General features: G+C 54.3%; 16 protein-coding genes and 3 tRNA genes. 12 read left to right on the forward strand and 7 right to left on the reverse strand.

Going from position 1 to position 26,306, the window contains the following annotated elements; translation table 11 throughout:
* Positions 1-470 precede the first annotated feature (470 nt).
* The 8 genes from SH528x_RS18405 (at position 471) to SH528x_RS18440 (ending at position 10,742) form a co-directional block, all read left to right on the forward strand.
* Complete coding sequence (locus SH528x_RS18405) at positions 471-4,802, forward strand: PVC-type heme-binding CxxCH protein (RefSeq protein WP_442511931.1); 4,332 nt, start codon at positions 471-473, stop codon at positions 4,800-4,802.
* A gap of 248 nt (positions 4,803-5,050) precedes the next feature.
* Positions 5,051-5,269: a hypothetical protein gene (locus SH528x_RS18410; RefSeq protein ID WP_442511932.1), complete on the forward strand. Its 219-nt coding sequence runs from the start codon at positions 5,051-5,053 to the stop codon at positions 5,267-5,269.
* Between the two features lie 478 nt (positions 5,270-5,747).
* Positions 5,748-5,819 (forward strand) — tRNA-Leu (locus SH528x_RS18415).
* Positions 5,820-5,922: 103 nt separating this feature from the next.
* A tRNA-Cys gene (locus SH528x_RS18420) sits at positions 5,923-5,993 on the forward strand.
* 23 nt (positions 5,994-6,016) lie between these two features.
* Positions 6,017-6,089 (forward strand) — tRNA-Leu (locus tag SH528x_RS18425).
* Between the two features lie 271 nt (positions 6,090-6,360).
* Positions 6,361-7,923, forward strand: coding sequence for a VWA domain-containing protein (locus SH528x_RS18430; protein WP_442511933.1), 1,563 nt, complete (start codon positions 6,361-6,363; stop codon positions 7,921-7,923).
* A gap of 78 nt (positions 7,924-8,001) precedes the next feature.
* Positions 8,002-9,048 carry an ARPP-1 family domain-containing protein gene (locus tag SH528x_RS18435; protein ID WP_442512139.1) on the forward strand — a complete coding sequence of 349 codons (1,047 nt, stop codon included), beginning with the start codon at positions 8,002-8,004 and terminating at the stop codon, positions 9,046-9,048.
* Between the two features lie 620 nt (positions 9,049-9,668).
* Positions 9,669-10,742, forward strand: a complete 1,074-nt coding sequence (locus tag SH528x_RS18440) for a Gfo/Idh/MocA family protein (protein ID WP_442511934.1) — start codon at positions 9,669-9,671, stop codon at positions 10,740-10,742.
* Positions 10,743-10,806: 64 nt separating this feature from the next.
* Here SH528x_RS18440 and SH528x_RS18445 read toward each other — a convergent pair whose 3' ends face one another.
* The 4 genes from SH528x_RS18445 to SH528x_RS18460 form a co-directional block, all read right to left on the reverse strand.
* Entirely contained in the window at positions 10,807-12,384 is a 1,578-nt protein-coding gene (locus SH528x_RS18445; RefSeq protein WP_442511935.1) for a sulfatase family protein, read from the reverse strand.
* 161 nt (positions 12,385-12,545) lie between these two features.
* Positions 12,546-13,844: a TlpA family protein disulfide reductase gene (locus SH528x_RS18450; RefSeq protein WP_442511936.1), complete on the reverse strand. Its 1,299-nt coding sequence runs from the start codon at positions 13,842-13,844 to the stop codon at positions 12,546-12,548.
* 437 nt (positions 13,845-14,281) lie between these two features.
* Positions 14,282-15,121, reverse strand: coding sequence for a hypothetical protein (locus SH528x_RS18455; RefSeq protein ID WP_442511937.1), 840 nt, complete (start codon positions 15,119-15,121; stop codon positions 14,282-14,284).
* Between the two features lie 31 nt (positions 15,122-15,152).
* Positions 15,153-15,857, reverse strand: coding sequence for a PTS sugar transporter subunit IIA (locus SH528x_RS18460; protein WP_442511938.1), 705 nt, complete (start codon positions 15,855-15,857; stop codon positions 15,153-15,155).
* 397 nt (positions 15,858-16,254) lie between these two features.
* On the opposite strand from SH528x_RS18460, the gene SH528x_RS18465 reads away from it, so the two are divergent.
* Complete coding sequence (locus tag SH528x_RS18465) at positions 16,255-17,802, forward strand: hypothetical protein (RefSeq protein ID WP_442511939.1); 1,548 nt, start codon at positions 16,255-16,257, stop codon at positions 17,800-17,802.
* A 24-nt stretch (positions 17,803-17,826) separates the two neighbouring features.
* Here the strand turns inward: SH528x_RS18465 and SH528x_RS18470 are convergent, their stop codons facing one another.
* On the reverse strand, positions 17,827-18,552 hold the full coding sequence (locus SH528x_RS18470; protein ID WP_442511940.1) for an FkbM family methyltransferase: 726 nt from the start codon (positions 18,550-18,552) through the stop codon (positions 17,827-17,829).
* Positions 18,553-18,932: 380 nt separating this feature from the next.
* On the opposite strand from SH528x_RS18470, the gene SH528x_RS18475 reads away from it, so the two are divergent.
* From SH528x_RS18475 to SH528x_RS18485, 3 genes are all read left to right on the forward strand, one after another.
* Positions 18,933-20,042 carry an alpha/beta hydrolase fold domain-containing protein gene (locus SH528x_RS18475; protein WP_442511941.1) on the forward strand — a complete coding sequence of 370 codons (1,110 nt, stop codon included), beginning with the start codon at positions 18,933-18,935 and terminating at the stop codon, positions 20,040-20,042.
* 583 nt (positions 20,043-20,625) lie between these two features.
* Entirely contained in the window at positions 20,626-22,986 is a 2,361-nt protein-coding gene (locus SH528x_RS18480) for a GumC family protein (RefSeq protein WP_442511942.1), read from the forward strand.
* Positions 22,983-23,810 carry a sugar transferase gene (locus tag SH528x_RS18485; protein WP_442511943.1) on the forward strand — a complete coding sequence of 276 codons (828 nt, stop codon included), beginning with the start codon at positions 22,983-22,985 and terminating at the stop codon, positions 23,808-23,810. The genes SH528x_RS18480 and SH528x_RS18485 overlap by 4 nt, the downstream gene beginning before the upstream one ends.
* A gap of 57 nt (positions 23,811-23,867) precedes the next feature.
* Here SH528x_RS18485 and SH528x_RS18490 read toward each other — a convergent pair whose 3' ends face one another.
* Positions 23,868-24,923: a hypothetical protein gene (locus SH528x_RS18490; RefSeq protein WP_442511944.1), complete on the reverse strand. Its 1,056-nt coding sequence runs from the start codon at positions 24,921-24,923 to the stop codon at positions 23,868-23,870.
* Between the two features lie 47 nt (positions 24,924-24,970).
* Positions 24,971-26,197 carry a glycosyltransferase gene (locus SH528x_RS18495; RefSeq protein ID WP_442511945.1) on the reverse strand — a complete coding sequence of 409 codons (1,227 nt, stop codon included), beginning with the start codon at positions 26,195-26,197 and terminating at the stop codon, positions 24,971-24,973.
* Positions 26,198-26,306: the final 109 nt, after the last annotated feature.

Raw genomic sequence — 26,306 nt, forward strand, 5'->3', positions numbered from 1 at the left:
GGATCTTGAGTGATCCAACTATTCGATGGTTTGGCGAGCGTGACATTAAAGGAAGTCGCTCGCTCACGCGTTTTGAAGTTGCGTTATTGTATTTGCGGGCGAGCTGTAGGCCGGATCAAGGACGCAGGATCAAGCCGGATCAGTGCAAACGGTAGCCTTTTCAAATGAGCCTCGGACCGATATGAAATTCTCAATTGCGTCCGCCGATCCGGCATTTACGCCGTTTGCTTGATCCGGCCTACTAAACAACGCAACTTCAAAACGGACGCATCAGGTTATGATGGTGATTGCTCAGCGGCCCGAGTGATAGCGAAGTGTTCTAAGCTGGACGATTTCATTAAGGGATCCGGGGGAGTCGAAAAGACCAATCGCTGGTGCGTTTTAACGGCTAAAGCCTGGACCTCAGCATAGAACGGCACTTACTGGTTTTAGCACGATACAAATTTAATATGTCCCATCGAGGAAGAAGAGTGAAGTTCCTGTTTTTAAGCATTATTGTCGCATTCGTGTTTTCAAACCCGGCGTCTGCGCAGACCTCCAGTCTCATCCGCGTGCTCATCGTTGACGGACGCAATAATCATGCTTGGCAGGGAACTTCTACAGCGTTGCGGTCGATGTTGTTGCAAACGGGGGCTTTTTCGGTGGATGTCACGACAGCTCCTAATTCCTATTCGGCTCGGCGTCCCCAACGTCCGGCAAAGGATGCTTCCGAGCAAGAAGTTGCCGACTACGATGCGTCGTTAAAAGTTTGGCAGACCGCCGAGCGCAATTACGAAACTTCCCTCGATAGACAGTGGGAACAGTGGCGTCCCAATTTTTCTGACTTTGACGTTGTCATCGATAACTACAACGGTCCGGATTGGCCAGTCGAAGTCAAAGCCGACTTGGTGCAGTTCGTGCAAGGCGGTGGCGGGTTGATTGTGCTGCATGCAGCCAATAATTGTTTCGCGAACTGGGACGAATTCAATCGCATGATTGGGCTGGGCTGGCGAAAGCACGACCAAGGGATCCGTGTCACGATTGACGATGCGACCGGCAAACCAATTATTCAACCCGCAGGCGAAGGACCTGAGTCAGGGCATGGATCGAAGCATGCGTTCGCGGTGCGGACTCGTGCTGCCGATCACCCGATTATGCGCGGCATTCCCTTGGATTGGATGCATGGCACCGACGAACTTTACCATGCTATGCGTGGACCGGCTGTGGGTGTGCAAGTACTGGCGTCAGCTTTCTCAGCGAAGGAACAAGGTGGTACGGACCAACATGAACCTGTGATATGGACGACGGACTTTGGCAAAGGCCGCGTTGTCACGAACTCACTCGGGCACTACTGGCCCACAGGCGGACTCGGCGATCGGACGCGACATTCACTTCACTGTGTCGGTTTTCAAACCATGATGGCTCGCAGTTGCCAGTGGGTGGCGGGGTATGAGGTGACGCTGGATGTACCCCCGGAATTTCCCAATGCGGAAGCGACGTCGATCGTTTCGCCGGACGACATGCACTGGACTGTTGATGGCGAGACACTGTCTCTAGCGCCGCAAGCAATCGCTGACGCGAGCGAGCGGGCCGCAATGAAGAAGGAGCGTAATCCGTATGCGATGCTTACAACCGAAGAATCACTCGCGACGTTAAAATTGCCCGATGGTTATCGAGCGGAGGTGATACTGGCCGAACCCGAGATTCGTGAGCCTGTGCTGGCGGTTTGGGACGGCAACGGGCGAATGTATGTCGCGGAGATGCGAAGCTACATGCAGGATGAACTTGGCACAGGAACCAAGAATCTACGTAACGGACGTATCTCGCGACATGAAGACACCAATGGGGACGGCACGCTAGACCGTCATACGGTCTTTGTCGACGGGCTGAATTTGCCAAGAATGATTTTGCCGCTGGACGACCGAATTGCGGTGGTCGAAACCGACTCGACCGACATCCATTCGTATCGTGACACCGACAACGACGGTATCGCTGATGAGAAGCTGCTGTTGTTTAAAGGAACGGCAAAAATTGACGCGTCCCGCAGCGTCGAACATCAGGATAGCGGTTTGTTTTGGTCGATCGACAATTGGATTTACCTAAGTCGAGGACGTGAGCGTTATAAGATCAACCCGCCTGTAAACACACCTGATCTTGCGATGAAGGTGAAAGATGAGGCCGCCGTACGCGTAGTGAAGAATCACGTTCAGGTTGCTCCGATCGAATTTGATTGGAACCAATGGGGCATGGACCAGGATGATACTGGGCGGCTGTTCTTCAGTGCCAATAGTGAACCGCTGAAAAGTTTTCAGCAACATCCAGGTTACTGGCGTCAGATTTCAAAACGAGCAGGCGGGCGTTGGCAGAAGCCGACGATCGGCAGTGATTATCAGCCTGAGTTTCTGACGATGCATTCGACGTGCGAGTTTGGCGATCGAGGCGAACCACACGCGTACCAGTCGTTCACATCGGCGACGGGCGGCTCGATTTATCGCGGCGACTGCTACCCCGTGGAAGTCCGCGGCGACTACTTTGTCTGTGATCCCACCGGGCATTTAGTCCGTCGTGCAAAACTGACGCGTGATGCTGGGAAGATCCTTGTCAGCAACGCTTACGAATCTCAGAAAACCGAGTTTCTCGTTTCCAATGACATCAACTTTCGCCCGGTCAGCACGCATAGCGGTCCCGATGGTTGTTTGTACGTCGTCGACATGTATCGCGGGATGATCCAGGACGCTCCGTGGGTGAACGAGCAGATGCAGGCGATGTTGCAGCGAACCGGACTGAATTTCAACATTCATCATGGTCGTATCTATCGCATCGTTCACGATGATTTTGAGCCTACTGCGGTTCCTCGATTGCTGGACATGTCGATCCAGGAATTGGTGACGCAGTTGGACAGTGACAACGGTTGGGTTCGAGACACGGCTCAAAAGTTGATCGTTCTGAGAATGAACCCTTTTGATATTACCGGTCAAGTTCGGGAACAATACCGCGACCGTGCTTCTCTGTTCTATGAGCATGGGGACGTCGTGATCTCGGCACTCCAACGCTCTGTTTCGGCTAACAAACGTCCGCTGGCGCGGCTGCATGCACTGTGGACGCTCGACGGTATCGGAGCGACGTCAGTGGGGCTGCTGGTCAAAGCAATGAGCGATGCGGATTGGCGAGTGCGTGAAGCCGCAGTGCGAATCAGCGAGGGTATCAATCCGTTCGAATACGATGCGGAAATTGCGAAGGCATTCAGCCATCTCTCGGAAAGCGAAGACGATCCGAACGTTGCTCGCCAGTTGATTCTGTCACTTGGCGAGAATCTGACACCGCAAGCAGCTCAATGGATCGATCGTATCATCGAGAGACACATCAGCAACGAAGTCGTCTATTTGTCTGCCATGACGGCGTTGTACAAGCAATCGACTCCGCTGATCGAACGGATGTTGACGGGGAAAGCGTTCCGCACGATTCGTGATTCGGCAACACGGATCAATACACAGCGGCGTTGGATGTCTGGCATTGCGGGGTGGGAACAGGAAAGTGCGCCACCGCGTCCCTTGGACGATGAAGCAATCAAGTTGATCGAAGACGGCTATCACATTTATGCACAGCTGTGCATCAACTGTCACGGGAAGGATGGTCGCGGGATTCCGGTTGCGGGGCTGCCGGCGAAGGCTCCCGCGCTGGCTGGTTCTCCGCGAGTGACAGGACAGAAGGAAGTTTTGGCTCGAATTGTGTTGCATGGTCTGGCCGGCCCCGTCGATGGAAAAACTTATCATGAAGTGATGGCACCGTCGGACAAACAGAACGATGAATGGATTGCGGCCGTGACCAGTTACATTCGTCAGGACTGGGGGAATCTCGCCTCGGTGATTCGTCCCGATGATATCGCGGATGTTCGCGCCGCCAGCAAGGGACGCTACCGACCATGGACACAAGAATCTCTTCAGCGTTTTAGTTTGCCGCAACTCGACGACCGTGATTCGTGGCGAGTCGACTCCAATGCTGGTCCGGAATCTGCGGCTCGAGCGATCAATGGCAAGTCCGATTCGTGCGACAACCAAAATCAACCGGGTCGATGGTACGAAATTGACCTCGGCACACCGCACACGGTCACGTCGATGGTGTTGACATCTGCTACGCCGGATCGCTATCCGCGTGGTGTGGAGATTCGGGTTTCGGATGATAAAGAACGGTGGAGCGAACCGATTACACGCGGAAAAGGCGAAGGAGCGATCAACGTGTTTTCAATGGAACCGACGCTCGGCCGTTACTTCCGAATCGTGCAAACAGGCTCCGACGACCATCACCGCTGGTCGATCAGCGACTTGCAAATCCACGGCGTCAAGGGCAAGCAAGTGATCGAAGCGATTGAAGATGAAGGACCACTGCCACCCACCGAAGAGTTGTTGAAGTTGACCGGGAATGCCGCATCGGGCGAAGTTGTTTTCAAACGCACATGCATCCAGTGTCATAAGGTCGATGGTGCGGGGACCGATTTCGGTCCCGATTTGTCACACATTGCCAAAGAACGAACACCAGCAGAGCTGCTTCAATCCATTCTGCAACCGGGCGCGATCATTGACAAAGCGTATCAAGGTGAAATGGTGATCACTGCGGACGGGAGAATCCTGAGCGGTTTTGTGATCGCTGAGAATGAAGACGGCATCACCATTCGCATCGCCAACAACCAGGTCGACCAAGTGGCCGCTGAAGACGTCGAAGAGCGGCAGTTATTGAAGACTTCGTTCATGCCTACCGGTCTCGAGCGAACGATGAAGCAACAAGAACTGGTGGATCTGCTGATGTATTTGCAGGAACGAAAGTAGCTGACGCAAATCTGAATGTAGTGCTTTGGTTGGACTATAAACTGGGGGTTGGTCTCCTCGGAAGTTTAGATTGCATATTGCAGTAGAGGCAATCTACAAGTCCGTCAAAGCCCTTGCCTACTTTGCACAGCTCGCCTAATCCGATCGTGCGGAGCGCCGTGCAATGAGATATCGTTTGCATCAGGCTCCTCGCTGGTCGATACTTCTGTTCAACACTACTTTCAATTCCAGGAACAGGAGCAAACGACATGGCTAAGAAAAAGACCACCAAGAAGGCATCGGTTAGCCTCAGCGATCTATACAATCAGGTCGCCGCTAAAGCAGACACAACAGGACTCAAGATCAATGTCGCGGAAACGAAACGCGTCCTGGCTTGCTTCTTCGATGTATTGGAAGACTACAGTGCAGCCGAAGCGTTGGATCTCGTCGCGAAAGGCATGAAGCGATCCGGAGCTCGTCGCAGGTAAACCGTGAACGATGCTGCGTTGGCAATTCCAAGCACACTCGATTGACGGCTTGGATTTGTGTATCGCTCGAATTTGGACCCTGAGTTTCAGAATGGAAATCGTGGTCTAACGGTTCTTGTTTTTTGTGGAAGCGAGATTTTTCGCGAACCCGTCGGAAACAATCGCGTCTATTACTTCCGAACACACAGGTCACATTCACCGCAGAACGAGTTGCGAGCCATTTAATGCTTTTACAACTAACGCCCCACTCCAGTCGACTCGAACTGATACACGAAGGCCCATCCTTCGGCGATCCCGGCAGACAATTTTGTCCGTCGAATCTGAATGATGGTCCGGCGTATCGACGTCTGAATTGACACTCGTTGTTCTAGCGAACGCTCTCAATGTGAAGGCACTACACTAGAAGGCTCGGGGTCACTTAGACACCCGGGTCTTTTTTTGTGTCTGCATTGAACGAGCAGTCGTGATTGGTCCATTAGCTGAGGTAGGCCATCGGCGAGCCGCTTGTCTTAGGAACAAGTGCTTGCGGGTTCGACTCCCGCCCTCAGTACTGATTGTCGCCTTTCGCACCGTGGAAGTTAGCGAAGAAAACGCTACTGTTGCGGAGCAAAAGGCGACGAACGGCGAAGTAAACATAACTTAGAACTTTCAAAGACGCTGGAGCCAGACGGCAAGGCATCCGACTGCAACTCGGACGAAGTGGGTTCGACTCCCACCGGCGTTTCTGATTCGAGGACTAGCACGTCATTACAGCTAGCTCATTTGGTTAGAGCATCAGATTTAGATTCTGAATGTAACGGGTTCGAATCCCGTGCTTAAAACATGACTGGCAACCTACCTCGAATTTCTTCCATGGTTCTTCGGAACCGTGATTGCTGGGAACTTATCCGTCAATTCAGGAACGTGGCTTCTAACCACGAAAGCTAGAACGAGCTTTCTCCGAGAGATCTTGACCGATTCCCTATCCCAGCATTTTTTGCATCGCACTGTGGAAAGTTTGGAGAGCGAAGTTGGCGGTCTGGAAACAGCACCCGCTTCACTCTTCGATGTTTCTCACTTCACTTGTCGGAACCCAAATTAGCGAGGCGGCCATGCATGACCTGATTGCAACGCAAATCGACGATCGCAAGCCAGCGTTCAGTCTGACCAAGACGCAGCGCGAACTGTTTCCGCTGGCCTTCGGATCGTTCCTCGACTCAGTCGCAACGGCTACCGGACGTGGTACGTTCTACAACTCGCGAGCCGAGCAAGAAGCGGCTGTTGAATTGGTCCACCGTGACCTGTTCGAAGTGGATCGTGATGTCTACACGGCAGCTCTGATGTTGCCAGGCGTCACGGACTACAGCCGACAGATCGGTGTCCGTCGTTTGCTGAAGACAACGCGTGCCGGCGGAATCTTGCCAGCGGAGTTCGAAGTGGCAGCGATCACGCAGTTGGTTCGTGGGCTTCCAACCCAGCGGATGCTGAAGTTGTTCGGAATGCTCCGCCGTGACCGCGTCAACAATGCGCGAACGCGTCGACTGATCCTGAGCGAGATTCTCGGTTCCGATGGCCTCGAATTCTGGGCGGTCAAGTATCGCGAGAAGCTGCAGGTGGCGTTGACGCACGCGTGGGGACGGCGAACGGCCAGCATCCTGCGTAGCGTGTTGGCAAAGTCGCCGGACGACCGCACCGAAAAGGAATCGCAAATCGTCCGCCAGAACGTGGCGAGATTCGTGTCCGCTGAAGGCATCGGTCGGGTCGAAGAATGCGTCCGATTCATCCTCGGTGATGAAGCCGGCGTGACGCTTGGACGCTTGGCGGCGTACCGTGATGCGAAGTCTGACTTCGATCGCGGCGCTGTTCTGCCAACCGAAACGATGGAAGGTCTGCGAAGCAGATTCCACAAGGATCGAACGAGCGCCGAAGTCCTCAAACTGACGAAGTCCCAGCTGACGATCGGTCAAAAAATCGCCGTCCAGCGAAAGGCAGAGCAGTCGGGGGTTAAGGTCGCGTTCGATCCGGCGAACTACGACGCAGTACGGCTGTACGTTTACGCTTTCGAGATGGGCATGACTGACGCAATTCGGCAGGCTCTTCGTGACAAAGCGGAGGCGGCGGCAGCACGATTGCCAGTCCGGTTTGAACGAGTCGGTGTGCTAGTCGACGCATCACAATCGATGCTCGGTCACGACACACAGGCTCGACGTCCGATCGCAACGGCACTCGCATTGCGAGACTTGTTGGCGGCGACGGCGGACGATGCGGTTGTGATTGCGTCGGATGGTCGAGCGATCGACAGCTATGAACTGGTCCAGCCATCGGGCGACACGTCGTTGGCGGCGGGATTGGTGCAGTTGCTGAAGTCGGATCCAGACGTCGTGTTTGTTTTGTCGGACGGTTACGAAAACGCACCTGCGGGACGTTTCGGTGAAACGGTCGCGGCCGTACGCCGAATCGGAATTCAAACGCCGATTCACCAGTTCACACCGGTGTTCGCGGCTGAATCGCAAGGCGTTCGCAACCTGAGCGAATCGGTGGTTGCAATGCCAGTCAGCAAGCCGGATTCAATCGGGATTGGGTTGCTGAAGGCGCTCGTTGAGTCCGACGTCGACCGTGGCGTCGCGGCTTTGTTGGGAATGACCAAGGTCGTTGGCTACTTGCCGGCGGCATAGTTCGACCGAAACGTCGCGGTGTCCGATTTATCATCGGGCACCGGACGTCCCGGTTCATTGGGAGGAGACAAATTGAAAATGTTCCGTAAGCGAAAGAAGCCAGCGAACACGCGAATTGAGGTGCGGGAAGTCCTGCGCGGATGCGAAGCTGGTCGGCTGCAGAGTGTTGGTTACATGCAAGTCATCCCGTTGGTCAGCGATTTGAACGACAATCGTTTTGTATCGCCGGTCCAGTGTGAAGCTGCCGTATACACGACCAATTACGGTACGCTCGGGTTCCGCAACACGAGTGACTCGGTGATGATCGTTCCGTGTCATGCTGGATACGTCGTGAAGCAGCACGCCCAGGACCATGCGATGGCACACGCTGGCGTGGTTGCTGCTGCGGGGGATCGCAGCTACGACACGGCGATGTGCATTCAGGCCTCGCAGGGTGGCTACATCCAGCAAGGGGCGTATCGCATGCTGATTCTGCCGCACGCTCTTCGCGAGCATGCCCTCGCGAAGCGAAAGACGAAGGATTTTCGCAAGCTGTGGGACGATATCTCGGTGTTCAACGAGCGTTTCGGAGTGACCGGGCAAGGCCACCTCGAATTCTTTTTGAAGACATTCAAGAAGGAGCTTGACGAGTTCGTGGCGGAGTTCGAGTGCGTTGCACGACAGGTCGGTGCGATCATCCTGATCGATGACCGCGTTGTGGGCATCGAACGAGCTCCGTCGCAAGCGTACTGGCAAAGCATTTGGCCGAGCCTGATTCGCGAGTGCTACGGGTCGCTGGCGATCGAAGCGGCAAAGGCCAATGGAGATCGTGCACCGGATCGGCCACCACGAATGCAGTTGCCGGTCGAGATCGCGTCGCTTGATGAGCTTGAATCGTTAATCGCCGAGATCGCTTCGCAAGAAGACGAGCGAGCGCGATCGACGGTTCGCGAATTGCTCGACGAGTCGCTGGCCCTGCAGTACGAAGAAACCGTGGCCGACGTGTCGATCGACACTGCGACCTCGGAGCACTTTACCGGTCAAGTGATTCGCGACGGCGACAAAATCGTCTATGCATCGCTTCCGGCAACGAGTGCCTTCGTCAAGTCGCAAGAATGGACGCGTGCCGAACCATTCGCAATTTGAATGCCAGGGGATTGTAAAAGTGGAAGCAAGATACGCCCGCGGAGGAGTAATCCTTCGCGGGCGTTTTCGGAGGCTGACTCAGAGGTGCTGATGCAGTGGTCTAAACTAAAAGCGGCTGTCCGAATTGAAAGTCTAGATCCGTGCTTTAGGTGTCGGGCATGCATATACAGTGTGAGGCGGAGCGCTTGAGTCTCCTGTTTCGTCCTCCGTCTGGCGACATTAGCAACTTTGGCGTTGTTGGCTTCAACCTCAACGGCAACCAAGCTGATCGCCTAAGCAGGTAGGCAGGAATCATTGGGTGAAATCCCGTTATCCGTTTGGGCGCTAGCCCCGGTTGAATGTCGGAACCGTGGCTAACGCCAACGCGGCTAATATACTGAAAGACTCCTGCCTTTTTGCTTAGAGGCTATCCACCAACCCTCGCAGCGATGCATTTCCCTAGCGATTAAAGTTCGTGCCATTCGAATCGGATCTCGATTTTGCTAATATTGCCGATCGGCGGAGATCCAATATGCATTGCAGGAATGGAAACTCGGCCCGCTGACCGGCGGGCTTGTGTCTCGGTCGTAAATCTAAGATCATCGAACTAGCAAACAATTCCATAACACTGGAGACGAACGATGTCAAAACGCTGGCGAGTTGCCGGGATCAACTTTTCCCACATGCACATGGGCGACCTGCTGCGCAACGTGGTCGATCATCCTGATGCGGAAATTGTGGGTATATGCGATGAGAGTCGCGAAGCAATGCAGCCCGCGATTGCCGCTCTGAGTATTCCAGAATCAACCGTCTTTCTGGACTATCAGAAGTGTATGGAGGTGACGAAACCGGACATCGTCATCCTCTGTCCTCCGACGGGCGAACACGCGTTGTGGGTCGATCGCATCGCTCCATCGGGCGCTCATTTGTTTGTTGAAAAACCCTTTGCTGCGTCGCTGGCGGATGCCGATCGCATGATCGCCGCCGTCAAACAACCTGGCCAACGGATGCTGATCAACTGGCCGATTCGATGGGAACCGTGCTGTTACACGACATGGCGGTTGATCACTGAGGGGCTGATCGGAGATGTCATCGAAGTGCATCACTACGGTGGCAACCGCGGCCCGCTGTATCACGGTGCCGACAAAGTCGAGCACGAACCGACATCTGCAGAGAAGCAGCAAAGCTGGTGGTACAAACGAGAAGCGGGCGGCGGTTCTCTGCGAGATTACCTCGGTTATGGAGTGACGATTGGAAGCTGGTTCAACGGCGGACAAAAGCCAATCGAAGTCACTGCGGTAACAACCGCTTCGCCTGGAGTCGAAGTCGACGAGCACAGCATCACGGTGGCTCGTTACGAAAACGGTTTGTCGAAGTTTGAAACGCGGTGGGGAACCTTCACCGACCCGTGGACTCATCAGCCGCAACCAAAATGTGGTTTTGTCGTGCGGGGAACGGAGGGGACGATTTCAAGCTACGATTACGAAACGACGCTCCGCATTCAGACCAAGGATCGCCCGGAAGGCTACGATTACCCAGTCGAGCAGCTGCCCGAGGGCGAACGCAACGGTATTGAATACGCGATCACTCGAATTGCTAACGATTTACCGATCGAGGGCCCACTGTCCCCCGAAATTGCTCGTATCGGACAACAGATCATCGAGACCGCCATTCGTAGCGCTGAGACAAAACAGACCGTGCGGCTGATCGAGTGATGTCCACTGTGATTTGCCGATATCAAACCGCGGGCTTGATTTAGAATTTTAGACCCCGACTCCTTTATTTTTCTTTGAGCTGCGGATACGTCTTCATCGTCGGTTGATGCCGGTAGGGCCAGCCATCATTGGGTTGCGGCGTACCAGGTGTGGTGCGTCCGTCGGCGAGAGCCCTGGCCAAGTCGTTGACCAACTCATCGACCTTTTCAGGGTTGGAGTTCTCGAGATTGCGAGTTTCGCCAGGATCCGTCTGCAAATTGTAAAGCTGTAGCAATTTTGATGTCGTCTTGACGTTGGTGGCACCGGGCAGGCCATCCCATCCGCCACCACCATCGTGTGTCAGAATCAGTTTCCAGTCGCCCTTGCGAATCGCAAACTTTCCGGACATCGAGTGATGGATCGTGAATGGTCGCGTCGACGCTTGTTCCCCGTTTAAGCAGGGATAGAACGAGAACGAATCCTCGGCGGCATTATCAGGCAGCGTCCCTTTGCTGCCGAGAATGTCGGCGAACGTCGCAATGAAATCGGTCGTGCAAATCGTTGTTTTACAGCTGCTGCCTGCGTCGACCTTTCCCGGCCAACGAACCAGGAACGGCACACGATGACCGCCCTCGTAAATCGACCCCTTGGATGCTCGGAAATGACCAGACGGCTGGTAACCCGCGGCCAGCATTTTTGGGATTTTGACGTAAGGAGCGAAACCGTTGTCCGAGGTGAAGATGACCAGGGTGTTGTCGTCAATTCCCGACTCATTGAGTTGCTCGAGCACTTGGGCGACCACCCAGTCGGTTTCGGCAATGAAGTCAGCGTACCAGCTGTATTGGTCGTATCGTCCTTTGAACGCTTTGCCTGGCCGAATCGGCGTATGAGGCGATGTCAGCGGAAGATACAAAAAGAACGGTTTGCTTGATTCGTCCGCTGCTCGGCGTTTGATATAGCTACGTGATTCTGCCGCCCAATCGGCCAGGCATTCGCTTGCGTCAAAATCATCTGCCGCCGCGCCGATACGTTCGTAGTCATTGTACTCGTTGTGCGGAAATCCACGCTCGACCGTTGGCACCTTCTCAGCAACATCATTTCGCAAATAAACATAGGGTGGCATGTCGAGAGACGACAGGATGAAAAACGCTTCATCGAAACCCACGTCAACGGGCCCATTTTGGAACGGTTTGCCATAGTCCACTTTCCAAGAACCAAACTGCTCTTTCCGGCCGGGGTTCCCGCCGTCAGGCAGCAGAGCCCAATCAACGCCGAGGTGCCATTTGCCGATACAGGCAGTGTGATAGCCCGATTGCTGTAGAAATTTTGGTAGACTCAGTCGATCTGGATCCATCAAAGCTGGAGAGTCTGCTGAGACGAGCACTCCTTGCTTCAGTCGACTGCGCCAGTTGTAACGCCCTGTCAGAATTCCGTAGCGTGTCGGTGTGCAGACCGATGAACTGGTGTGAGCATCGGTAAACCGCATGCCTTGGCTCGCCATTTGATCTATCGCTGGCGTCGGAATCAAACCTCCGGCGTGCGATGGCTCACCAGGCCCCATGTCGTCGGCCAAGATGAGGATAATGTTGGGGTTATCGGACGCCCTTGCACAGGTGTTCAACAGACACAGCAAAAGCACTAGTTTCGTCATTGAAAATTTCATTGTTCTCTTCGATTTACTCGCACACCCGAATCATAACGAGGCGGGCAGTTCTATTGTGGCTTTCGCAGCCACCTTGACGCGAGTCGCACTCATTCGACTCTTTAGCCTGTCCTATCCAGATCTGCACGGCTAGGTTAGTTGAGTTGGCTTACACGAGCAAATCAGCGTTTCAGAAGAGTCTCGATGCGATCTTCGAGTCGCTTGCCCGATGTGAAACCGACTTCATAGTCGATAACCGTTCCGCTGTGATCAACCCAAAAGGTCGTCGGATAGGCACCCACGCGATAGAGGTCGTCCGAAACTGACTTGCCCTGCAGAGCGATTGGGTGAGTTAGATTCTCGTCCTTGACATATTTGGCAACCGCGTCGCGTGCGTCGTTGTACCCGTTGACTGCAATGATCGAGAATCCCTGCTCGTATTTCTCGTGCAGTACTGACAAATGAGGAGCCTCCTGCCGGCAGGGACCGCACGCGAGTCCCCAGAACGTAATCAATGCTGGTCGGCCGAGAACGAAGTCGTGCAAATCGAGTGGATCGCCGTTGAGGCGAGTCAGTTTGAAGTTGGGTGCTTTCGCGCCGACGAGTGTCTCCGGAGCACCTCCGCCCGGTGAATGTGTATAGAGTATCTTTTGAAAGCCGAGCTCTTGTGCTAACAGCAAAGCAGGAGATGGTTTGTATTCCGCAGCGTTTGCTTCGAAAATGCGTCGTATTTCGATGCTTTCCGTTTCAGGGATTTTGGGAGCAGAGCGGGCATCGAATAGAACTTCGACCTTCTCCCTGCCGGCGGTGGTACTGGACAACTTGAACATCATGCTTTGTTTTTCGGTCAGATCTGTTGCCTGCACGGCCTGGCAGATTGCCGATTCTAGATCGGAGGGGAACTCACTCGTGCGTCCGTCGATTGGATGAATCACTTCGACAATGCAATCTGCCTCACCATGAACCAACTTGGACAGTCGCGTTCGTACCGGGAATACCCGTACATGTGCATTTTCAACCAGTGGCTCCTGCGGATCCTCTGGCTGATCAAAATTATCAGCACGGTGATAAGCGTCCTTCCAGTCTGCGGACGTCCTCGTTTCAGAAAGGCTCACATTTTGATAGCCAGCCGAGGCACACAGTTCTTTCAATCGTTTGTTGAGCCGAGTACGCAATGGTGTGTCGAGATCCGCAGGAAATTGGTATCGGCAGACCAGAATCAGATGTTTGGGGGTCGCTGTTGCTGCTCGCAGCGCCAAAAGGAAGGCGTCTTCGTCGAGTGCCGATAGGTCCAAGTCCCCCTCAACGATCAAAGAGTTGCAATTGACGATTGCATAGGCGTCCGCACTGGACGACACAGTGGTTCGGTGTAGCTCCGTTGTAATGGGAGCCACGAAGAAATTTCGCGTTTCGTCCGCCCGAGATGCGGTGCAGATGACCAACAACATCAGGCAACTGAGTAGGGTTCGTTCGCTCGTCATTAATTTTCTCTTGTTACCAAATCTGTTAGTTAAGCAGGTCAATATGAGTCATTCCACATAATGATCTGAGCCGACGGCGCTAGCCGCGGGCATGTTCGATGCAAAATTGGTGGGCCCGCGGCTAGCGCCGTCGGCTCACAAAAGGATCGACGTTTCACTGGTATATACCAAGCGAAGTGCTTAACGGCCCGCGATTGCCGAATCGTGTGAGTTGAATATCGTTGCAGAAATCGCCAAGCTTAGCAGGAAGGCAGGGATCATTGGGTGAAATCCCGTTAGCCGTTTTGGCGAACGCTGTGAAGCATTTCCTGTAGCGGAACTCGTCAAGAGTTTCGGGGGCATGCATCATGGAAACGAAAGTCCTGACGACTTCCGCTACGCTAAAAATACACAAGCCCCTTGTACGGAAAAATGCTTCAAAGCGTTAGGGGAGCGGGCTATGCGGCTAGCTTTTCGCACAATTGACTGGTGGAGACTTGCTCGTGTCGTTCTCCGATCCAGCCGCTCAATCCGTTGATGAAATAGGGTTTGCTCAATACGAGCTCGACGCCGGCCGACTCGGCGGCAGCCACTTGGTGCTCACGTGGTGCGTTGGCAATCCAGGCGTGCGAGGCAATCCGGGCTGTGTCAACCGCTGCCATTCGTGATGTCCATCCCTGATGTGTTGCAGGAACTGCAACGGAGTCGTCCCAGATCACACGATCGAGGTTGCGAATGCGTAGTGCATCGTCTTGTCGCATCCAGATCGCGGCAGCGCCACATGCGGACGCAAGGTCCAATAGCGGTTCGGCGATCGGCAGCGTCGCAGCGATCACGGCCACGGTGACTTTCTGATCGGCGAGTCGTACGGGATGCGACTCGGATCCTTGTATCCACTGCGGCACTTGCTGACGCCAGAGCATTGCGTTGTATACCGACAATCGCGCGGCCGCTTCCGATTTGGCAGCCGCTGCCACGGAAAATCGCTCGGTGTGGCGCACACCTTCGCATGCGGCACCTAACAGGACCATGCCCTGGGCACTCTCGTAGCGTCCGAGCAAAACGTTGATTTGGTTCCAATCAAAGACGCCGCGATGATTGCGGGTGATGATGATCCGGTCGACCGTTGAGGCAGGCCGATCAAGAGCATCTCGTAACGAGTGGCGAAACGCGATCTGCAGTGAATTCGATTCTGCAAATTCGTAACATGCTTGAAACTCAACCGAATTCCTGGGGCCGACCCACATCAATGTACGGCAAGGCAGCGAGGATGCTGCGGAGTGTGAGTGTTCACGCATTGAGTCGATCCGTCTCGTGGTTTCCAGTTGGTCAAAGCTCGTCGACGCGTTCTTCACACTCTTTGATTGCGTGCCACGCTTCGCCGGGCGATGTACTTGTCCGTAGCTCAGCCAAGAATGAGTCGTCGACGATCATGCGACTGAGTTTTGCGAGGATACGAAGGTGAATCCGATCGTCGTAAGAGCAAATTAGAAAGAAAACGTCGGTCAATTGCCCTCGGTCCGAAAACGGCAGCGCCGAGGGGCAAACCCCCAACGCGATCACGGATTCGGCGAGAATGGATGTTTGAGGCCGACGAGGGTGCAGCAGCGCCACGCCACAGTCCAAGGCGGTCGGATGCATTTGCTCACGAGCCTGGACCGCTTCGGCCATCGCGGGTGCGTCCCACATCATTCCACTTTTGGCCGCCAGCGAGCACATTGATCGGATCACGCTGCCGCGAGTTCGGGCGTTCAGCGGTACTTCGATTGCGTCAACGCTGCATAGTTCATGGATGGGGCGGTCGACGGCGGTGGGAGAAACGCGATCGAGAACCTTCTGAACTTGATCCAATTGCTCCGAGTCGCTGGCCCCAATTCGCTCTTCGAGCCAATGGTGTATTTCTGCTTTGGCAAACCGCCACTGCCCCCCCACTTTGCGTGCTGGGATGCGGCCGCGATCTGCCATTTTCAGCACTTGATCCGGCGTAACGTGGAGGTATTCCGCAATACGAGCGGCGTCGAGATCTTCCGTCATAGCAATTGTTTTGGGAAAGGGGGGCAAAACCACTGGCTTCTTCACAGTTTGAGCCTAAGCAGGTGGTTTAAGCAACCTGAGTACCAAAGTCGTTGACTGCAATTTTACGGATTTCCGAAACGCCACGACCGAGACTTTACCATTGACATCGAAACGATTTGCCAAGTATTTCCAGGATTGGCTAAAGTCGCCTCGCGGATTGCCCAACCGGTGTTCCCACGGCCGACTGCGGAACGACTCCAACGAACTCTCAGAGCAGGATCCTATGATTCGCTGGCTCCCTACGAAAATTAACCACATCCTTCACCTGCGATCCGTTGATTCGGGACGCCAGGATTCGAGGACAGTGCGCCGTTTCGTAGCATCGCCAATCGCCCGCCGCTTGCGTTCTTCCGCGTTGACGTCAACGTCTTACGCGGTTTTCGCGTGTGTTTGCCTGGCGTTTGCGTTGGTTTTCACTAGTGGTACAGCGATGGCTCAGGGCGGTTTTCAACCGAGCAACACGCCGATTTCGCCGGGAGTCCCGTTCGGGGGCCGATCGCCTGTCGATATTCCGCAAACCAATTTGCAACCCATGGGGAATGGAGGCGGTTTTTCGAGTAGTCCGCCGGCCGCCTCTCCGTTTCCGTCCGCTCCTCCGTCGCTGGGCGGCAATTTTGATCCGTACGCGACCGGTGCAGCTAGCTTGCCCAGTTACCCAGCCCCGAGCGTTCCGCCCGGCACCACGCTGGGGCCGGTCCAAGTCCCCGGGACGCTGCTGCCTCCGTCGCGACCGGGCGGCGAGAGTTTATTTAGTCGAATTTTCTCGAACTCCGGTTCGGGTCCGATCATGCCCGCCGCGACGAGCGGATTCGGCGGATCGGCATACGGAGGTAACACGGGGTCAACGATCTTACCCCCGGCGAACTATGGCGCAAACGCTTACAGTGCGCCTGCCTACAGTGCGCCCACGTATGGCCCGTCCACCTACGGGCCGCCTGCATATGGTCCAAGCACGGGGTTCGACACCGGAGTTCCGATGTCAGGGCCCGCGTATCCCAACACGGTCTACCCGTCGGTGGGGCCAACGACCTTGTTCCCTGGCGGTATTTTCGGCGGCAATGGAAGTGTGTTTGGCAACAACAGCGAATTCAGTGCGTATCGATTACTACAAGGACCGCGGATCCGGCACACTTATCTAGGCACAACGAACGATCCCGATGCATTGGGGATCAACGACACCGATGTTTCGGTGGTGTTTGCATGGCAGAACTTTTTGTATTCGAGCCAGCCGCTGATGATCGCCCCTTCATTCTCGCTGCACCTTTGGGACGGTCCGGAAAACACGCCTACGCAGAACGCAGATCTACCAGGCAGTGCCTACAGTGGATTCGTCGACCTGGGGTGGCAAAGCGATCCAAATCAAATCTTGGGACTCGAGCTGGGGACTCGCATCGGTGTGTTTACCGATTTTGACACGATGAACAGCGACAGTTTGCGAGTGATGGGAAAAGGTTTGGTTAATTTTCGCTTAACGCCTGCGTCCACGATCAAAGGGGGCGTCTATGTGCTTGACCGCATCCGTTACAACATGATTCCTGCGGGCGGGATTCTGTGGCAACCTGACCCGTACTCACGATACGACATCTTCTTTCCACAGCCCAAACTGGCACACTACTGGAGGACCGTGGGGACTCAAGACGTGTGGTGGTACTTGGGTGGCGAATACGGCGGCGGTTCGTGGACGGTCCAACGTGACAACAAGTCAGAACAGCAAGTCGATATCAATGATTATCGCGTGATGTTTGGATTGGAGTGGGGCCAGCACGAGTTCATTCAAGCGGGACGACGCAATGCCTTCGTCGAAGTCGGTTACGTCTTTGATCGCGAGATCCTGTACGAAAACAAAGACAATAAATTCAATCAAGATGATGCGATCATGTTCCGCGCCGGGATCGGATATTAAACGCGTCCGTCACAGCGGGTTGCATCACCGCCATCCAAGCAATTGCACCTGTCTAGCGCCGACACGGTCCTTCCACTCATCCAAATGCACCGGCAGTGCATGCTCGTGAAAACGAGATTCTGCCTCGACATGGAACCCTGAATCGCAAAGTAGTTGCTCGATTTGTTCGGCCGAGTTGTAGGCATTGCTGTCGTCGGTCTCGTGGACTTCGACATAGATCGCAGCAACACGATCAAGCTTCCCCGTGATTTCCGACAACACACGTTGCTCGGCACCTTCGATGTCCAGTTTCAGGAAGCTGACATCGCGATCGGCGATGTAGCTTGACAATCGTTTGCACTTGACCATCGTTTGGGCGGTCCCCTCACGCTGGCCCCAGGCGGGATCGATCGAGTTGCCTCGCGCGTCACCTCGAGCCGATACATCCCCGTAAAGCGGTACCGTCTCGTCGCAATCGGACACTGCGGCATTGATACACCGGACGCTGGGGATATCGTTTACATCGATATTGGCTTGCAAGATTTTGAACGCGAACGGATCCGGTTCAAAGCAAATGATTTCGGCTCCTGGCCAACGCGTTTTCCATTCCAAAACCGAGACGCCGATGTTGGCACCGCAATCGATGATTAACGGCCGATCACGATCAGGGGTGAAAAATGAAGGGAATTCGTCGATTTGTCGCACCATCGACTCGGCAGCTGCGCGGTTCTCGAACAGCAATTTGTAGCCGCGGAATTTCATTCGTTGCATGGAGAACGGTTGCGGAAGCAGGGGAGGGGAGCGTGATCGCGGTAGATGCGTTGTGAATTTCTACGCGAACTAGCTGCGTTTGGCGATCCCGGGACGATCACCATCGTATCCTGACGCGTGAGTTTTGAAGTTGCACGATTTCCACAACCCGACGCGAAAGCGAGGAAATCTCTATCTTGGTGCGGCCCCTCGCTGACGCGTCGGGTTTTGAATTTTCAAAACTGGACGCTTCCTTCTAAGTTCCGGAACCTCATTGCGGAAATTTCCATGCTTGCTAACCGCTGGGTTGCCTTCGATAATGACAACAATGAGTGATCGCCCCTGTTCCGACGGGACGTGAACGCGAACGCAATTGCAATTCGGAATCAAAGGAACTGTCGATGTGCCGTCCATTCCCCCTTTTTGCTTTTGTGCTCACTGCGTTGTTGATTGCGGCCGACGCGACCTCGGCTGACGATCCGGCCGCGGAGGCTACCCAAGAACGACGCGTGCCGAATGCAGAGCGGCTCGGTCAACTGCTGAAGCGTTTCCCCGACGCCGATACCAACAAAGACGGCACGCTAAGTGAAAAAGAGGCTCGGGATTATCGGGCCAAGATGACGGAGCGACGGCCACGGGAAAATCAAGCCAACCGTATCCCCCCGACGCATCGCGATGTTTCCTACGGTGATCACTCGCGAAATGTCCTCGATTTTTATCAGGCCCAATCGGATCAACCCACGCCACTGATTGTTTACATTCACGGCGGTGGATTCGTTGGAGGTGATAAACGTTCGGTCAGCCCGCAAATGGTCCGTGCGGCTAACGAAGCCAGCATCAGCGTCGCAGCACTGCACTATCGGTTCGTTGACGGCAACGACGTGTTGTTCCCGACGCCGCAACACGATTGTGCTCGTGCGTTGCAGTTTCTGCGAAGTAAGGCGGATACATGGAATATTGATCCGAAACGCGTCGCGTGCTACGGCGGGTCCGCTGGTGCGGGAATCAGCATGTGGCTAGGTTTCCACGATGATCTTGCTGATCCCAGCAGCGAAGACCCGATCGCGAGACAATCGACTCGAGTGGTTGCGATCGGAACGATGGGCGGGCAAGGCACTTATGATCCGATCAAAATCAAAAAATTGATCGGCGGCCGTGCATGGGAGCATCCTTCGATTTTCCTGGTTTACGGTAACCACACCGTCGAAGAAACTCTGAACCCGACCGCAGAAAAGCAGAAGCTCTATGACGAGGCGTCTGCGATCACGCATCTGACCAAGGATGATCCGCCGCTGTATATGATCTACAGCGAGCCGGATGTGGTTCCACCGGAGGACTCGCGCCCGGGGCAATACATTCATCATCCGAATTTTGGCAAACAGTTGCAGCAGGCGATGGACCAACTGGAAATCAAAAACGTGTACGTGCATACGTCGACGGCGGGCAAGCGAAACCCACAATCGGAAATGCTCGAATTCTTTCGCGAGGCGTTTGCGAAGGTTAAGGAGTAGTGACACACACCTTGCGAATTTGCCCACGAAAAGTTGGCATTGGACAACTGCAATGTCTTAGCAGTGCTCGCCTCAAACATTCCAGGTTAGCGACGAGGAAATGTCAGAGAGCATCTCGATATAGTGTCGCTCTTGAATCCTCGACTGCATGAGCACTGGCTTGAACCGAGGCCTCCTGTACTCGGTCGCTTGATTAGTCGCTCGGGTCGTTCACGTTGAATTGATTGAACTTGCCTGCGGTGTCGGCTCACAGAATGACCGCCGTATTACTGGCATAAGTAAATCGACCTGCCTAGAAGATCCGATTCATCGCTTAAATGTGTTGACGAATGCCTGGGATCTTGCGGTATGGCAGGTGTGGTTTGTCCAGCCGAAGGGATTTTGCGGTTGATAGCGTGTGGTTGGATTACTGCACATTATAAGGCGATCTACGTTTGGGTTTCACATCACGGTGGATTCAAGACGAAAACCCGATCATAGCGATCGTCCTCTAACTCGTTAATTTTGATCTTGCGGCTGTGCCCATTCGCAAGGACCGGACGTTGCCCCTTTCTAAACCAAAGTCTGCAGCGAACCGACGACGATGAAAAACGATTCTGCTGCCGACCATCTATGCCGCGTCACCGCGTCTCATCGCGAACCGTTGCCGGAAGCGAAGCCGGTTAGCATGCCTTTGCATCAAGGCATTCCCGAATTCAGTGATTTACTTTTGGCATGTCGGCATCATGCGATACTAACGTTTGTTGTCGGTGCATTTGTTGCTACTGGACTAAGCGGACTCGCATGGTCACTGATTCGTCCGAGCTACCATGCTGAAGCATTGGTGCGCGTCCGTGAACAGCAAGACTTTGTCTTCTCCGCCCAAACTTCGAGGTCGGAGGACATAGCCTTCTTTCGTTCTCAAGCGGCACTCGTCAAATCACACCAGGTACTCACTGCCGCATTTGAGGATGAAGAAGTCCAGCCCTACCTGGATAGTGTCCCCGCTGGGAATCGAGTTGATTGGCTCGAAGAACTCTTGAGAGTCGAGACCCAATCGGGATCGGGGGTCATCAGTGTCAACGTTCAGCATGAATCGCCCGAAATTGCGAAAGCGTTCTGTAATGCGATCACGCGAGCCTACTTAGCTGAGATCACTCATCGCCTTTCCTCAGACCGCCAGCGGCGCGAAACTCAACTCGAACAGGCCGCCATTGCAGCCGATTTGGAGCTGGATAAATTGTGGGAAGACTTGAATCGCGTCGCGGAGACAGTCGGCTCGGATAACGCAGAATCGTTGACAATTCGAGACGAAATGCAGTTTCAATCCTATCGCGACTACGCGCATCAGTTGCAGGCGGCCCAGCTTCGAGGCAACCAGCTGCAAAGCGAACTCGATGAATTGCAGCTTGACGTTAGCCAACGATCACGCCAAGAGCCGAAGCTTGCCGAGGGTCTATTGCAACAGAACGGCGAAGTTCTTGCCGCTCGAAAACGATTGACGGAGATTGAGCTACAGTTCCAGCAGATAGAAAAGATTGCAGCGAGTTCGGATTCGCCGCAGATGAGACGCTTGCAAGATCAGCGAGAGTTTCAAGTTAAAGAACTTGAAGAGATAATCCAAAGGATTCGATCCGGGGTTAACGAACGCTTGCAGCTTCAGATGCATAATGATAATCAGGTAGCACTTGCGAAACTGAGGCAACAGGTAGAGCTGAACCGCAAAGAGAAAGAGTTCTTGCGGGAGCGTCTTTCGGAACTCAATCCGGTCGTCGCTCGTGCTACTCGAAAGACGGCGGTGCCGTTGGATATGTCTCGTCACGCGGTGGAACGACAGAGTCGATTGTCCGATAGCTTATGGAAAACGCTCCAAGAATTTCGGATCGAAGGGAATTCACAGCCGCGCATCATGTTGCAGGCTTTGGCAATGCTTCCCCAGCACGCGAATCATTCGCGTCAGTTAAAGGCGTCTGCTGCGAGCGGCGCGAGTGGGTGCATTTTGATCGTATTCATAATTGGATACCTCGAATGGCGTGACTGCCGTGTACGATCTCCGCGCGACGTGATGGCACGATCGAGATTTCCTGTCTTTGGAACAAATTCTTATGCAGGCAAGCAGTTCGGCCTTAAGCTTGCGTTTCGACGGAACGTCACGAGCAGTGGCGTGCGTGAGGCTGCCGCTAGAATCTTTATGCGGAAACAGAACTCTGACGACACGATCACGCTGATGGTGACCAGTTGCGTTGCAAACGAGCCACGACACTTAATCTCTACAGAATTGGCAGTGGTGCTGGGCGGCTTTGGACGAAGCGTCCTGCTGATTGACTGCGACACCGATCGTGCGCAGTCTTGCGCTGCGTTAGGTGCTTCCGTATCAATGGGCGTCCGCCAGATTCCGGGCGGCAAGCAGCAGCCCACGACGGAAGCGGTCGACAAGCTGATCGTTGCAACCGACCAGAGCGAAGTCGATTTTCTGCCGATCGGTACGGCGACCACTCAAGGCGGTTGGATCGACCCACGAACATTGAGGCATGCGATCGGGGCCATGAAGGCGCACTACGATGTCATTATTGTGACTGGTCCCTCAATGATGGGTTCAGCCGAGAACGCGCTGCTCGCCGAAGAGGTCGACTCGAGTGCAATTTCGGTTTTCATCGACCAAAGTCGCTGGAGCCAATTGGTCCTATGTGAGGATTCATCGCAACAGTCCGGAGTTGCGATCAGCGGTTGTATTCTTCACCACGGAACTTGCGAGTCGGCCCTGCAATTGCAACAGGATCGACCAAGACGGACACGAACGATGAGGCAAACGGATGCAGGAATTGCAAGCGAGGACGAGTTGCGATCGCAGATTGACGAGATGCAAAAAGAACTCGACTGGGTTCAAGGGGCTGGAGCCGATCTTGATCTTGATGCAGAGCACACCGAACGGACCACCGATCAGGGCAGGATGGCGAGCAAATGATTGAATCAACTTTCACGACTTCACCATCCGTCTCGCACTCGTTCGTGCCGGTTACGACCATTGTTTTTCATCCGTCACATCGTCCCGTTGTGACTGTTAAGAAACGGGCGGTTGAAAATACAGTCGAATTACCACCGGCGATTCCGGCGAGCTACTTTCGAATCAAATCGTTGGTGGATAAAGTGATCACGGCGATATTAATGCTGGCTGCGATACCGATTCTCTTGATCGTCGCTGCGTTGATTCTGATTTGCGACGGACGCCCGATCTTTTTTCGCCAATTGCGAGTCGGGAAAAACGGAAAAACGTTTCGTATCCTGAAGTTTCGTACAATGAGAAATGGTGCGGAACAAGACACCGGTGCTGTATGGAGCAATCCCAGCGACAATCGTGTCACCAAACTTGGACGATGGCTTCGCTGTTCGCACCTTGATGAATTACCCCAATTCCTCAACGTGCTTGCCGGCGACATGAGCTTGGTTGGGCCTCGGCCGGAACGACCCGAATTCGTCGAAACGTTGGATATGGAGGTGCCTGGGTACATGCGGCGCACCGAAGTGAAGCCGGGCATCACCGGGCTCGCTCAACTTTGTTTGGGTTACGATGTTTCTGTCGTCGGGATTCCCGAAAAGGTCAAATTTGATCTGGAATACATCCGTACCGCAAGCCTAAGGCAAGACGTCAAACTGCTTGCTTCGACGCTTCCCTACATTGCTGGGCAACTCTACGTCAAGTTGCGGTCGATGCCAAAACATCAGCCACTTGTTCGTTGCCCGAGAACGGAAACTTGTCATTCGAACTCGCGAGAAGCGATACTCCGTTAGCTCTCGAATCGCGTTAGTCGAACGGACCGCAGCTTAAGGCACTGCCGATCTCTCCGGTCACTTGATTTCTTCGAAAACGGGTTCTGCGTATCGGTTTTCGGCTTGACCAACAAGGGCCGCCATTTCGCGAGCGGTTACGTAAAAGTAATGAAAACCCTTGCGTTCTGCGGCCTCACGCAGTCCACGGTGGAACTGCTTCACGCGTGAGCTCATCCATTCCATGGCGTTCTTCTCAGGTGCGCCATGCGTGTGCAGTTTGACAAATTGCCACTGCGAGTGTCCGCCGACGTGGACGCGAGCCCTTAGCCAGTCGTCGATACGCGACTCTGACAGAGGCTGGGAAGCTACAACATTGCCGTTCTCGATTCGAGGCCGATGCCAGAGCGTTTTGTGAGTAACCAACAATGGGCCTTGAATCATTAGCAATCCGTCATGCGGCGGTTCGATATCGACTTTTGCTGCAACGCCGGAATCGTGTGACTTGGGACGTAACGGATCATCAACCGCATAGTAGATGCTATTGATCGTCCGCGTTTGAGCTGGATGCGGGGCCGCAGGCATCGTGAAGTCGGCGTAACAGCCTGTTTCTCGAAGGATTGTCAATTCGTTGTTGACGCCGCAGTGACGACCGTCCGGATGCGAGTTGTCCAGTGCCCAATTGCCGTGGATAAAACCATAACGGATTCGCCCTGACGCATCCTTGTGAAGCAAACCGTGCTTGCTATGCAACGTCTCGGTTGATCGCAGGAGAAGATCGCGTAACGAGTCGGCGTTATCATTGTCATGATGCAGGTGCACTTCCACGTCACCAAAGCCCATTCGTGCTAGCGTAGCGAGCTTTTCGAGATGCTCTTCGACATAGCACTCAACAGGATAGAAGAACGTATGCTGAGGAGGTCGACCACGTGAATCACAACAGCCATCGACAACGTGTGGATAGCCCGTCAGCCACCGATCGACCCGCTGTCGCTGCACTTCCGGTGTGGCGTCGTTCCAATCCGGCTCGAAGTGATCAGCGACACATATGAAAACGTGCGTTGGGGTGGGGGGTGAACTTTGTCCCGCCCGATAGGCTCTCGCGAACGTGCCGGTTCCCATTCCTCGGATTCGCATGACAGGCAAACATATCTTTTGAAAAATGGTAGCGGATCGGGTTGATGTTACGCAGCCCGCCTATCTGCTGCGAGCGGCGTGGGCGATGAAGATGCGATGTTTCCCCAGCTCGGTCGATGGGTCGGATTCCAAATCACTGTATCAGGCCGTACCATCCATCGGCAGATCCCGAAACCGATCGCGGCGTTCATCATCACAAACGAGGTGACCAATCGAACCAAGCGTGAGCCACGACCTCGCTTCGATGTCGCCCATCCATAGGCGGCGATCCCGTATGCAGCCAACTGCATCGACCCTAATATCTGGAAACCGGGCTCGGACAGCAACAATAAATTGCTGACAAGGGCGGCGACCAACAGAAAGGGGCAGCTCCATCGCAACATCTTGTGCGAGACAAAAGCGAATGCCTGCCGACGGTTTTCCCAGCTCAACAGGCCACGCAACGTCGGCAGGCACTGGAACGCACCGATTCCGATCCGTTGCCGACGAAGAAATTCCGATCGCATCCCGCCGGTGCTTGTCGCATACGCGCGAGCCGTGGGGTCTAGTGCTAACCGGCAGTGGTGTCTGATTTGAATCAGCATGGGAAAAACAAGATCATCATTAATGATCGATCGCGACGGAGCAACAAACATCGATCGACGGATCGCGTAAATGGCGCCGCTGGCACCCAACGTTATGCCAAGACGTGCCTCTGACCTGCGGACTCGGTTCTCCATTTTCCAATAGGCAGACTCACATGCAGCTCCATTTTCGTCCACCATCGTGACTTGTCCGGCCGCTACGCCGAGCAGCGGATCGACAAAGTGTCGTGCCAGTCGACGCAACGATTGCTCGTCGAATCGCGTCGTGGCATCGGTGAACACGACTACTGGGCTTGAGACCGACCTCATTGCCGCGACTAACGTTGCGGCCTTCCCGCGACGATAGGTAAACGCAAGTACGCTAACGCGATTGCTATTAAACGCATTCACGACATCGCAAGTGCGATCGGTGCTTCCATCGGAGGCTACGACAATGTTCAACCGTTCTGGTGGATAGTCGCACGCCAGAATGTTTTCGATGCGTTCGGCCAAATGCATCTCGGCGTTGTGTGCCGCAATCAATACCGTGATATCCGGCAGATCCCTATCATTAGATGGGAGTGACGTTGTCGGAGTATCGTGACGGCCAATCATGCGTGCAAACAGGATGACCGCAATCGGATAGACAACGTATGCGTACACTAATCCCAGAATCGAACCCGCGAGAATGAAGACGAAAGGAGCATACACTTTCGATTTTCCAGAAAAAGTCCAGGATACTGCGGTTGGCTGAGACTTATCTTCATTCGGTTCACAACGTCGGCTTGCTCCACTAAATCGACCGGGGCACACAAAGTTG

The sequence above is a fragment of the Novipirellula methanifontis genome (assembly GCF_052161655.1).
Classification (GTDB): domain Bacteria; phylum Planctomycetota; class Planctomycetia; order Pirellulales; family Pirellulaceae; genus Novipirellula.

Excerpts from the sequence above, each read along its gene's own strand:
- SH528x_RS18460 (WP_442511938.1), bottom strand. The coding sequence starts at position 15,857 with ATGACGGAAGATCTCGACGCCGCTCGTATTGCGGAATACCTCCACGTT.
- SH528x_RS18430 (WP_442511933.1), top strand. The coding sequence starts at position 6,361 with ATGCATGACCTGATTGCAACGCAAATCGACGATCGCAAGCCAGCGTTC.
- SH528x_RS18440 (WP_442511934.1), top strand. The coding sequence starts at position 9,669 with ATGTCAAAACGCTGGCGAGTTGCCGGGATCAACTTTTCCCACATGCAC.
- SH528x_RS18410 (WP_442511932.1), top strand. The coding sequence starts at position 5,051 with ATGGCTAAGAAAAAGACCACCAAGAAGGCATCGGTTAGCCTCAGCGAT.
- SH528x_RS18435 (WP_442512139.1), top strand. The coding sequence starts at position 8,002 with ATGTTCCGTAAGCGAAAGAAGCCAGCGAACACGCGAATTGAGGTGCGG.
- SH528x_RS18445 (WP_442511935.1), bottom strand. The coding sequence starts at position 12,384 with ATGAAATTTTCAATGACGAAACTAGTGCTTTTGCTGTGTCTGTTGAAC.
- SH528x_RS18490 (WP_442511944.1), bottom strand. The coding sequence starts at position 24,923 with ATGCGAATCCGAGGAATGGGAACCGGCACGTTCGCGAGAGCCTATCGG.
- SH528x_RS18470 (WP_442511940.1), bottom strand. The coding sequence starts at position 18,552 with ATGCAACGAATGAAATTCCGCGGCTACAAATTGCTGTTCGAGAACCGC.
- SH528x_RS18485 (WP_442511943.1), top strand. The coding sequence starts at position 22,983 with ATGATTGAATCAACTTTCACGACTTCACCATCCGTCTCGCACTCGTTC.
- SH528x_RS18455 (WP_442511937.1), bottom strand. The coding sequence starts at position 15,121 with ATGCGTGAACACTCACACTCCGCAGCATCCTCGCTGCCTTGCCGTACA.
- SH528x_RS18450 (WP_442511936.1), bottom strand. The coding sequence starts at position 13,844 with ATGACGAGCGAACGAACCCTACTCAGTTGCCTGATGTTGTTGGTCATC.
- SH528x_RS18475 (WP_442511941.1), top strand. The coding sequence starts at position 18,933 with ATGTGCCGTCCATTCCCCCTTTTTGCTTTTGTGCTCACTGCGTTGTTG.
- SH528x_RS18480 (WP_442511942.1), top strand. The coding sequence starts at position 20,626 with ATGAAAAACGATTCTGCTGCCGACCATCTATGCCGCGTCACCGCGTCT.